Origin of the sequence: Cryptosporangium japonicum (genome assembly GCF_039524755.1) — a bacterium.
GTDB classification, from domain to species: Bacteria; Actinomycetota; Actinomycetes; order Mycobacteriales; family Cryptosporangiaceae; genus Cryptosporangium; species Cryptosporangium japonicum.
The window spans coordinates 139,057-148,165 of sequence record NZ_BAAAGX010000001.1; the positions used below are offsets into that span (position 1 = coordinate 139,057).

The 9,109-nt window shown below is 73.2% G+C and carries 10 protein-coding genes; 2 read left to right on the plus strand and 8 right to left on the minus strand.

The window, feature by feature from the left end:
- Positions 1-110: 110 nt before the first annotated feature.
- Both ABD437_RS00635 and ABD437_RS00640 read right to left on the minus strand, forming a co-directional pair.
- Positions 111-2,207, minus strand: a complete 2,097-nt coding sequence (locus ABD437_RS00635) for an ArnT family glycosyltransferase (protein ID WP_344646713.1) — start codon at positions 2,205-2,207, stop codon at positions 111-113.
- A 105-nt stretch (positions 2,208-2,312) separates the two neighbouring features.
- Entirely contained in the window at positions 2,313-2,789 is a 477-nt protein-coding gene (locus tag ABD437_RS00640; RefSeq protein WP_344646714.1) for a PaaI family thioesterase, read from the minus strand.
- A gap of 62 nt (positions 2,790-2,851) precedes the next feature.
- Between ABD437_RS00640 and ABD437_RS00645 the strand changes: the two genes are divergently transcribed.
- Positions 2,852-3,292: a winged helix-turn-helix transcriptional regulator gene (locus tag ABD437_RS00645; RefSeq protein WP_344646715.1), complete on the plus strand. Its 441-nt coding sequence runs from the start codon at positions 2,852-2,854 to the stop codon at positions 3,290-3,292.
- 17 nt (positions 3,293-3,309) lie between these two features.
- Here the strand turns inward: ABD437_RS00645 and ABD437_RS00650 are convergent, their stop codons facing one another.
- From ABD437_RS00650 to ABD437_RS00660, 3 genes are all read right to left on the minus strand, one after another.
- Positions 3,310-4,482, minus strand: a complete 1,173-nt coding sequence (locus ABD437_RS00650; protein WP_344646716.1) for an acyltransferase family protein — start codon at positions 4,480-4,482, stop codon at positions 3,310-3,312.
- Positions 4,479-5,585: an alpha/beta hydrolase gene (locus ABD437_RS00655; RefSeq protein ID WP_344646717.1), complete on the minus strand. Its 1,107-nt coding sequence runs from the start codon at positions 5,583-5,585 to the stop codon at positions 4,479-4,481. The genes ABD437_RS00650 and ABD437_RS00655 overlap by 4 nt, the downstream gene beginning before the upstream one ends.
- Positions 5,586-5,686: 101 nt before the next feature.
- Entirely contained in the window at positions 5,687-6,343 is a 657-nt protein-coding gene (locus ABD437_RS00660; RefSeq protein WP_344646718.1) for a response regulator, read from the minus strand.
- Positions 6,344-6,498: 155 nt separating this feature from the next.
- Here ABD437_RS00660 and ABD437_RS00665 point away from each other — a divergent pair, with 155 nt between their 5' ends.
- The gene (locus ABD437_RS00665) at positions 6,499-6,822 is read left to right on the plus strand and encodes a hypothetical protein (RefSeq protein WP_344646719.1); all 324 of its coding nucleotides are present in this window, start codon (positions 6,499-6,501) and stop codon (positions 6,820-6,822) included.
- A gap of 10 nt (positions 6,823-6,832) precedes the next feature.
- Here ABD437_RS00665 and ABD437_RS00670 read toward each other — a convergent pair whose 3' ends face one another.
- The 3 genes from ABD437_RS00670 to ABD437_RS00680 all read right to left on the minus strand — a co-directional run.
- Positions 6,833-8,212, minus strand: a complete 1,380-nt coding sequence (locus ABD437_RS00670) for a sensor histidine kinase (protein ID WP_344646720.1) — start codon at positions 8,210-8,212, stop codon at positions 6,833-6,835.
- 58 nt (positions 8,213-8,270) lie between these two features.
- Entirely contained in the window at positions 8,271-8,498 is a 228-nt protein-coding gene (locus ABD437_RS00675; protein ID WP_344646721.1) for a hypothetical protein, read from the minus strand.
- Between the two features lie 56 nt (positions 8,499-8,554).
- Positions 8,555-9,109, minus strand: a 555-nt coding sequence (locus ABD437_RS00680; protein WP_344646722.1) for a toll/interleukin-1 receptor domain-containing protein, incomplete at its 5' end; no start/stop codon positions are given.

Genomic DNA, 9,109 nt, shown 5'->3' on the forward strand with positions numbered 1-9,109 from the left:
TTCCTCGGCCACGAGCCGCGCCGCTTCGGGTTCAGCTCGCGCGGTGCCGCCCGCCGCCGCACCCGCGGGTGGCGGGTGCTGCGGCGGAGGCTGCTGCGGTTGAGCGCGGGCTACGACCTGGGCTTCGTGAGGTCGTACACGGTCTGGGTGCCGACCGTGGTGGCGGTGTAGTTCTCCTCCACCCAGGTGCTGATGTCGCTGCCGGTGCCGCGGTCGCCGCCCGGTCCGCCGCGGCCGCCACCCGTTCCGCCACCGACGAAGTAGTGGATCCGGCCTTCGGAGACCCACTGTTGGAACTGGGCCAGGGTGGGGGCGGGGTCGCTGCCGCTGAAGCCGCCGATCGGGATCACGGCCCGGTCGCTCTCGAGTTGCAGTGAGGATGCGCTCTGGGAGCCGATCGCGGCCGCGGCCCACTGGGTCGTGGTCTTTTTCAGGAGCGCGACGAGTTGGGCGTCGGCCTGGCCCCCGCCGAAGCCGCCGCGGGTGAAGGTCGGGCCGCCGTTCCCGCCGGGAAGCTGATTGCCCTGGGCGGCGCCGGGCGCGTTGCTCCCGGGCCCGTTGCCGCCCTGGGTGTCTCGGCCGGGCGGGGTTCCGCCCGGGGGATTTCCGCCTTGGGCGTTGCCGCCCGGGAAGGTACCGCCGCCGGGGAAGGTGCCGCCGCCCGGGAAGGTGCCGCCGCCGGGGAACTCGCCTCGGCGGCCGTTGCCGGGGCCGCCGAAGCCGCCCGTGCCCGCCGGGCCGGCGGTGGGGGTCGAGCCGGTGTGCGGGGTCGCCGCGGTCTGCGCGGCGTACGCGGCCGGACCCGCCAGCACGGCCAGCGCCCCGACCGTGGCCCCGACCACGGCCACCCGCCGGGCCGAACGCGCACCGAGGAGCAGCGCGAGCACGCCGACGACGCCGCCGGCCAGCACCACCCACCGCAGCCACGAGTTCCAGTCCGCCGCGCGCCCGAGCAGATCCCACGCCACCCAGGTCGACACCCCGGCCAGCCCCGCCAGCACGACCCTCCCGACGACACTCCCCCGCGCCGACCAGAGCTCCCGGCCCCCGATCGCGAGCGTCGCCGCCACCCCGGGCGCCAGCGCGACGTTGTAGTACGAGTGGAAGATGCCTTCCATCCAGCTGAAGATCCCGGCGGTCACGACCAGCCAGCCGCCCCACAGGATCAGCCCGGCACGCACCCGGTCGGTACGCGCCGCCCGCCGCGTGAGCCACAGCCCGGCGACCAGCGCCACCACCGCGGCCGGCAGGAACCAGGCGATCTGCGTCCCCATCTGCTCGTTGAACAGCCGGGTCAGGCCGGTCGAGCCGCCGAAACCACCGCCGCCACCGGGCCCCCCGCCCGGGCCGCCCCCACCCCCGGAGACGACCCGGTCCAGGCCGTTGTAGCCGAACGCCAGCCCGAGAAACGTGTTGTCCCCGGATCCGCCCAGGTACGGCCGGCGGTCCGCCGGCCACAGCATCGTCGCGACGACGTACCACCCGGCCGCGACGACGAGCGCGACCCCACCGACCAGCAGCTGCCCGATCCGCCGCCGGAGCCGGGTCGGCGCGCACACCAGGTACACCAGCGCCAGCGCCGGCAGCACCAGGAACGACTGCAGCGTCTTGGTGAGGAACGCGAAGCCCAGCGCGACGCCGGCCAACGCCAGCCACCAGGTGCCGCCCCGCGACGCCGCCGAGTCCACGGCACGCGTCACGCAGTACGCCGCGGCGAGCATCAACAGCACGAGCAGGGCGTCCGGATTGTTGAACCGGAACATGAGCACGGCGACCGGCGTCACCGCGAACAGCGCGGCGGCCGCCAGCCCGGCGGCGGGGCCCGACCAGCGGCGAACGGCCGCGTACAACAGCCAGACCGAGGCGACGCCCATCAAGGCCTCGGGCACGAGCATGCTCCAGCTGGAGAACCCGAAGAGGCGCCCGGACAGCGCCATCACCCACATCGCCGCGGGCGGTTTGTCGACGGTGATGACGTTGCCCCAGTCGGACGAGGCGAAGAAGAACGAGGTCCAGCTCTTCGTGCCCGCCTGGACCGCGGCCGCGTAGAAGTCGTTGGCCCACCCGGAGGCGCCCAGGTCCCAGAGGTAGAGCACGGCCGACACCGCCAGGATCACCAGCAGCGAGGGACGGACCCAGGCGGGGTCACGGGGGCGGGCGGGCGCCGCCGGGGTCGAGGTTCGTTCGTCGGTAGCAGTCTCCAGCACGGAGCCGACGATCCCCGGCGAACCTGGCACCGACCTGAGCCGCGCTCAAGAACGAGCTGTGCTTGTTTCTCGGCTCTGACCTGGAGCCCTGAGCGGGCCGCCCACCTACCGGAAGATCATGCACGTGGTGGTGCCGTGGGCGAGGAGACGGCCGGCGCTGTCGGTGAGCCGCCCCTCCGCGGTGGCCACCCGCCCGCCGACGTGGATCACCTCGCCGACGCAGGTCAGCGTCCCGGCGTCCAGCGTGATGGCTTTGACGTAGTTGACCTTCAGTTCCAGCGTGGTGTAGCCGACGCCGGCGGGCAGCGTGGTGTGCACGGCGCAGCCCATCGCCGAGTCGAGCAACGTGGCGTGGATGCCGCCGTGCACGGTGCCGAGCGGGTTCGAGAAGTCGGGCTTGGTGTCGAGCGTGAAGACGACGCGGCCCTCGTCGGCCTCGACCATCTCCATGCCGAGCAGCCGGGCGATGTTCGGCGGCGACGCCTCGCCGGTGGCGATCGCGCGGATGAGCTCGAGGCCCGAGCGGCCGGCCAGGCCGGAAAGGGTGGACGGATCCGACTGCCCCGGTCGGGTCGTGGTCACGGCGTCTCCCTGCGCTCAGTGGGTTCTGTTTCAGAACGTAGCAGCTCAGCTAGGATCTTGGGATGCGATGGTCGGAGATCGGCGGCGAGCGGTGCTCGATCGCCCGGACCCTGTCGGTGGTCGGCGAGCGCTGGACGATGCTCGTGCTGCGCGAGTCGTTCCGCGGCGTGCGGCGGTTCGAGGACTTCCAGCAGCGCACCGGGGCGTCCCGGCCGGTGCTGGCCGAGCGGCTGCGTCAACTCACCGCCGACGAGGTGCTGCGGCGCGAGCGGTACGCCGAGAAACCCGACCGGTACGAGTACCGGCTCACCGCGAAAGGGCTCGACCTGTACCCGGTGATCGTGTCGCTGATGAGCTGGGGCGACCGGTGGATGGACGACGGCAGCGGGCCGCCGCTGCGGTTGACGCACCTGGCCTGCGAGGGGCCGCTGGCCCCCACGTTGGCCTGCGGCACCTGCGGCGACCCGGTGACCGCCCGCGACGTCCGCGCCACCCCCGCCTGACGCCCCGGATCCCCGCTTCAGAGCACGGTCACCGCGTACGCGCCGAACCCGGCCGCCAGCACCACCGCCACCGGGCCCAGCTGGCGCAGAGCGCCCGTCCACGGAGCCTCGAAGCGGCGGGTGGCCCAGACCAGAGCGGCCAGCACGAGGCAGTGCACCGGTAGCCAGAGCAGGCGCCACCCCGCCCAGCCCAGACCGTCCGGCAGCTCGTGGAGCCCGGGCAGATCGGCGGTGACCAGCGTCAGCAGGACCAGCGCGAGCTGGTGCCAGCAGAACACCGTGAGCGCGACCAGGTTCAGCATCGCCACCGCCGCCCAGCGTCGCGGTGCGCGCAGGAAGGCCGCCAGGCGGTCGCGCAGCAGGACGGCGAGCCCGCACTGGGCCATCGCCAGGGCCACCACCAGCAGGGACGGCGGGTGCGAGTTCACCCGCCCGGCGCCGGGGACACCGACGACGCTCGCCGGGTAACCGAACAGGAGCACCAGCGTGACGAGCAGGGCCGCGCCGACGCCCGCGAGCGTCATCGCCGCCCGCCGGGACAACCGCCCCTGGGCCCAGGCGACCCCGAGCACGTACGCGAAGGCCCAGCCCGGCAGCACGTTGATCAGCCCGATCCAGCCCGGGACACCGTCGACGCCGTAGCGCAGCGCGTCGACGACCGCGACGGTCGCCACCAGCGGCAGCGCGGCCCAGGCGCCCATCCGGCGCACCACCGCCACCACCACCGGCGTCAGCGCCGTCACGACCCCGTAGACCGCGATGAACCAGAGCGGCTGGACCACGAGCGCGGTCGTGGTGCGCAGCGTCCCGGCCGGCACGCCGGCCAGCGAGAGCAGCGGGAACGCGCAGGCCAGCACCGCGGTCACGGCGATCACCGGCCGGGTCAGGCGGACCAGCCGGCGGCGGATCCAGGGGCCGTACGCGCGACCCTCCAGACCCCGCGCCGCCGAGTAGCCACCGACCAGGAAGAACAGCGCCAGCATCTGGAGCACCCAGCTCAGCGGCGCGAAGTCGGGCAGCGCGGTGAGCGGGCTGCGTACCCGCAGCGCCCCCGACGCGTCGGGAACGAGCGCCATCACCAGGAAGTGGCCGACGACCACGCCGATCACGGCCAGGGCGCGTAGTCCGTCGAGGGAGCGGTCACGGTCGGCCGGAGTGGCGGCGTCGATCCGGGTAGCCAGGGACGTCATCGCAGCGTCACCTCCGCCGCGTGCCCGAGCACGATGCGCGCGATGTTCGCCAGCGACTCCGTGCCCTCGGCGTAGTACTGGTCGTGGCCGGTCGCGGTGCCGGTGCGGAACACCCGCGCCCCGAACTTCGGATCGACCGGCGACGTGCCGTGCCCCAGCCCGAGCACGCGGACCGCCGGGGTGACGCGGATCGGGTCGTCGGCGGTGCGTGCCGCCCAGACGCGAGCGGTGGTGCGCAGGTCGGACACCGTTGCGACGTCCATGCCGGGCGAGCCGAGCGCGACGACCTCGTCCACCGGGGCGCCGGGGAGCGCGCGGCCGCACACCACCGTGCCGTAGCTGTGGCAGAGCAGGCTGACGTGCACGGCGGGCAGGCTGTTCAGGAACCGTCGCAGCGCACCGGCGCCGGCGATTGCCCGGGCCGACCCGACCGCGGCCAGGTCCACCCGTTCCGGCGCGTCGTAGCCGAGCCAGACCACGATCGCCGCGTCGTCGCCGAGGGCCCGCTGTAAGACGGTTGCGTTGACCAGCGGGGACGTCCGGTGACCGGACGGCCAGCGCAGCACGTTGTCCAGTCGCCAGCTGCTGCCGGGCACCAGTACCGCGATGTGCTTCGCCCGCTCCAGATCACCGACGACCTGCACGACCCGCCCGTCACCGCGCGGGTCGTAGGCCAGCGTGCGTCCGGGGCGCGTGGACTCGGCGGTCCGGAGGCCGGCGACGGCGTTCACCGCGAGCACCTGCTCCACCACCGGGGTGGGGGCCTCGGTCACCATCGACTCGTTGGCGGCGTAACGCATCGTGAGCGGAAGGCCGTCGAGGTTGCCGACCGTGGCCGGTGCGAGCCGCACCAGGTCGTCGCGCTGGCGCGGGGTGAGCCGGTCGGCGAACGCGGCCACCTCGGACGGCGACGCGGTGGCCGGGTCGGGCACGTCGGCCCGGGCGAGCTCAGGGGCGACCGTCGTGACGACGCTGGTCCAGGCCTCGGCGCCGAGCGGCGCCGGGGGACGCGAGGAGGGGTTGCCGGTCGCCCACCACCCGGTGGCGGCGATCGAGCCGACGAGGATCAATCCACTGAGGAGGAGAACGAGGCTGGCCTTCATGCCTCCAGACGCTAAGAATTTCCGCGCCTCGAATCGTCACGCTGCGGAGTCCGGCATGGCTCCCTCTCAGGTATCGGTCCCCGCGTCGACCCCTAGTACCCCTACCCCACCAGTCCGCGCTGGTAGGCGAACACCACGGCCTGGGTGCGGTCGCGCAGGTTGAGCTTGGTCAGGATGTGCCCGACGTGCGTCTTGATCGTCTGCTCGGCGAGGAACAGTTCGGCGGCGATCTCGGCGTTGGAGAGCCCGCGGGCGATCAGCCCGAGCACCTCGCGCTCGCGCGGCGTCAGCTCGGTGACCGCACCACCAGGCAGATCACGCTTCCGGCGCCGGGCGAAGTCGCCGATCAGGCGCCTGGTCACCGACGGGGCGAGCAGCGCGTCGCCGCGCGCGACGACCCGCACCGCGTTGAGCAGGTCCGCGCCGGGCGCGTCCTTCAACAGGAAGCCGCTCGCACCGGCCGACAGCGCGTCGTACACGTACTCGTCGAGGTCGAACGTCGTGAGCACGAGGATCTTGGGTGCGTCGTCCTCCGGGGTTTCCCCGAGGATCTCGGCGGTGGCGGCGATGCCGTCGAGCACCGGCATCCGGACGTCCATCACGATGACGTCGGGCGCGAGGCTGCGTGCCAGCTCGACCGCCTCGCGGCCGTTGCCGGCCTGGCCCACCACCTCGACGTCGCCGGCCGCGGTCAGCAGCGTCGCGAGACCGTCCCGAATCATAACCTGGTCGTCGGCCACCACCACCCGGATCGTCATGGACGCACCTTATTGGGTTGCCGCCCGGCCGTAGATTGGAGGACGTGCTGACGGATGGAGAGAGGGCCCAACGGCCCCGCGGCGGGCTGTTGCCCTGCGGGGCTCGCTAGCCGTTCCGGCGAGCCCCGGCCCCTCTCTTCGCCTAGGAGCAACCCATGTCACGCCGTCTTCACTACCGACGGTTCTGGCTGAACCGTCCCGGGTTCCACAGCACCGCGTTCGTCGAGGCTCGGATCGAGCTCGACAAGAGCGAGAACGGTGGCCTCGACCTGATGGCCTCGTACCAGCTCGCGGACTGCCGCCGTTCGGCCACGCTCGACTTCGACGTGTTCTCGAACCACTCCGCGGCCGACCGTCGCAACGCACTGCGCAAGGCGCGTCTGCTGCGTGAATCGGTCAACGCGTTCTGCGACGCGCTCGAAGCCGCGGCCGCCGAGCAGAAGAAAGCCGCGAAGAAGCGTCAGCGCAAGTCCGCCTGATCCGTACCCGTCACGCCGGAATCCCCGCTCCCGGGAGCGGGGATTCCGCGGTCGGGAGCACCGCGGTCACCGCCCAGCCTCCCCCGGGGCGCGGCCCGGCGGACATCTCGCCGCCGAGCATCGACGTGCGTTCCCGGATCCCCACCAGACCGTGCCCACCTCCGAGCGACGCCCGCTCCGCGGCTTCGGCCGCCGCCTTCCCGCGCGCCCCGGCTCCGCGCGCTCCGAGCGCGCGGAAGGGGTCGGACGGGGCGGGGACGCCGCCCGCGCCCACGGTGGCGCGCTGACCGACGTCGGCCGCGGAGTTGGTGACCGACAGGTGCAGGGCGTCGGGCCCGTAACGGACCTCGACCCCCACCTCGCTCCCGGGCGCGTAGCGCGTGGCGTTGCTGAGCGCCTCCTGCAGGATGCGGTACGCGGAGACGTCGACGGCCGCGGACAGCGGGCGGGGCACACCGACGACCGTCGGCGTCACCCGGAGACCGCCGGCCCTGGCGTGGCCCACCAGGTCCTCGAGGAGTTCCAGGCCGGGCGCCGGAGCCCGCTCGGCAGCCTCCTCCTCCGACCGGAGCAGGCCCACGACCGTGCGGGTCTCGGTGAGCGCCTCGCGCGCGGCCTTGTTGAGCTGCGCGAAGATCTCGACCGCGGCGGGCGGGAGGTCCGGTACCTTCAGCGGCGCCGCCTCGGACTGGATCGCGATCATCGTCATGTGGTGCGCGACCACGTCGTGCAGTTCGCGGGCGATCCGGCCGCGTTCCTCGAGCACCGCCTGGCGCGCCAGGTCCCGTTTGCGCAGTGCGCGCTGCTCGTCGAGGCGGGCCTGGATGCTGCGCCGTCCGCCGGCCGCGTCGCCGAACAGCAGCGCGGCGAACGCGGCCGCGGCGAGGATGACGCCGATCCAGAACGGCATGCCGGCCGCCGCCCCGAAGCTGAACACCGCGACCGAGCTCAGGAGCCCGACGCCGAGCCAGATCCGGCGCGGATGGGACGCCCCGATCAGGATGAGCGTGAACAGCATCGCGACGCACGCGGTGACCGGCCACGGCCAGACCACACCGGTACGCGGCCCGAACGTGACCGCGACCGGCGTGCAGAGGAAGCAGACGATCATGACGCGCCAGGCCAGCAGCGGCCGGGCCGGCGCGACGACGAGCGGCAAGGCCAGGCCGAGCCCGAGGAACGCGGCCAGCACGCTCGGCACCCGCAGCGCCAGCACCAGCTCGGCGATCGTGCCGCCGGTGAGGCCCGCGCCGAGGAGCACCGAGACCACTCCGAGCACCCATCGCCGCCATCCACGCCGTGGCAGCCAGGGGCGCCCCTGCTCGGGCTTGACCGGCGCGCGAACGGCCGCGTCCCACAGTCCGAGGAAGTAGGACGCGACCGTTTTCATGGCCCGAGATTACGGCGTGAACCTCGGCGTGACGTCACCCTGGAGAGCTACCGCGCGGTCAGGGTCCACGCCAGAGCTCGACGCCGTTCGCATCGCGGGAACGGAGCCGGCCGTCGTTCCCGAGCGCGAGCGTGAACGGGGCGGTGGAGCTGACCGGGCCGCTCTTCCACAGTATTTCACCGCCCTGACCGACGAATGCCGCGTTGGCCGGGTCGTCGTCCCGGATGACGACGAGGCCGTCACCCTGAATGGCCAGATACGGCGGGCCGCGCGGAGGGCGGCTCATCGACGAACGCCACGAGAACGTGCCGCCCGGGCGCTGCAGGATAACGTCGTCCGACGTCACCGTGAGCCGGGAACGTCCGTCCGGTGAGACCAACGATTCGCCGACGCGCAGTTGGTTGTCGTTCGGTCCGTCCGCGGAGCGGAGGGTGTCCCCCGGCTCGTGAATTGCCGGTCCGGCGATTCGGACGGTTCGGCGTGCGGCTGAACGCCGACCGGTGTCGCGGTGCCGCCGTCGTCGCCGGGCCGGAGCAGGGCCAGCCCGAGGGAGAGCGTGACGACGACGCCGACCGCCGCCACCAGCGCGATCCGCTGCCACCGGACGGCGATCCGGGCCAGGAAAGGTCGCAGGGACCGCGAGTCCTTCACGTGCTGACGCAGGCGCGCCACCAACTCCGGACCGGGCATTCGTCCGCCGGCCACGTCCTCCTCGTGGAGCGCGAGCAGCTCCATGATGTCGCCGCCGGATTCGAGCCGCAGCGGCAGAACCGGCTTGCCGTTCGTGCCGGCGTGGCGCACTTCGCACGCCACCCACTTCGAGGCGGAACTCGCCGGGCTGACCACGACCAGCAACGCAGCGCAGACCTCGATCTGCGCTGCGATTAGTCGCCGGCC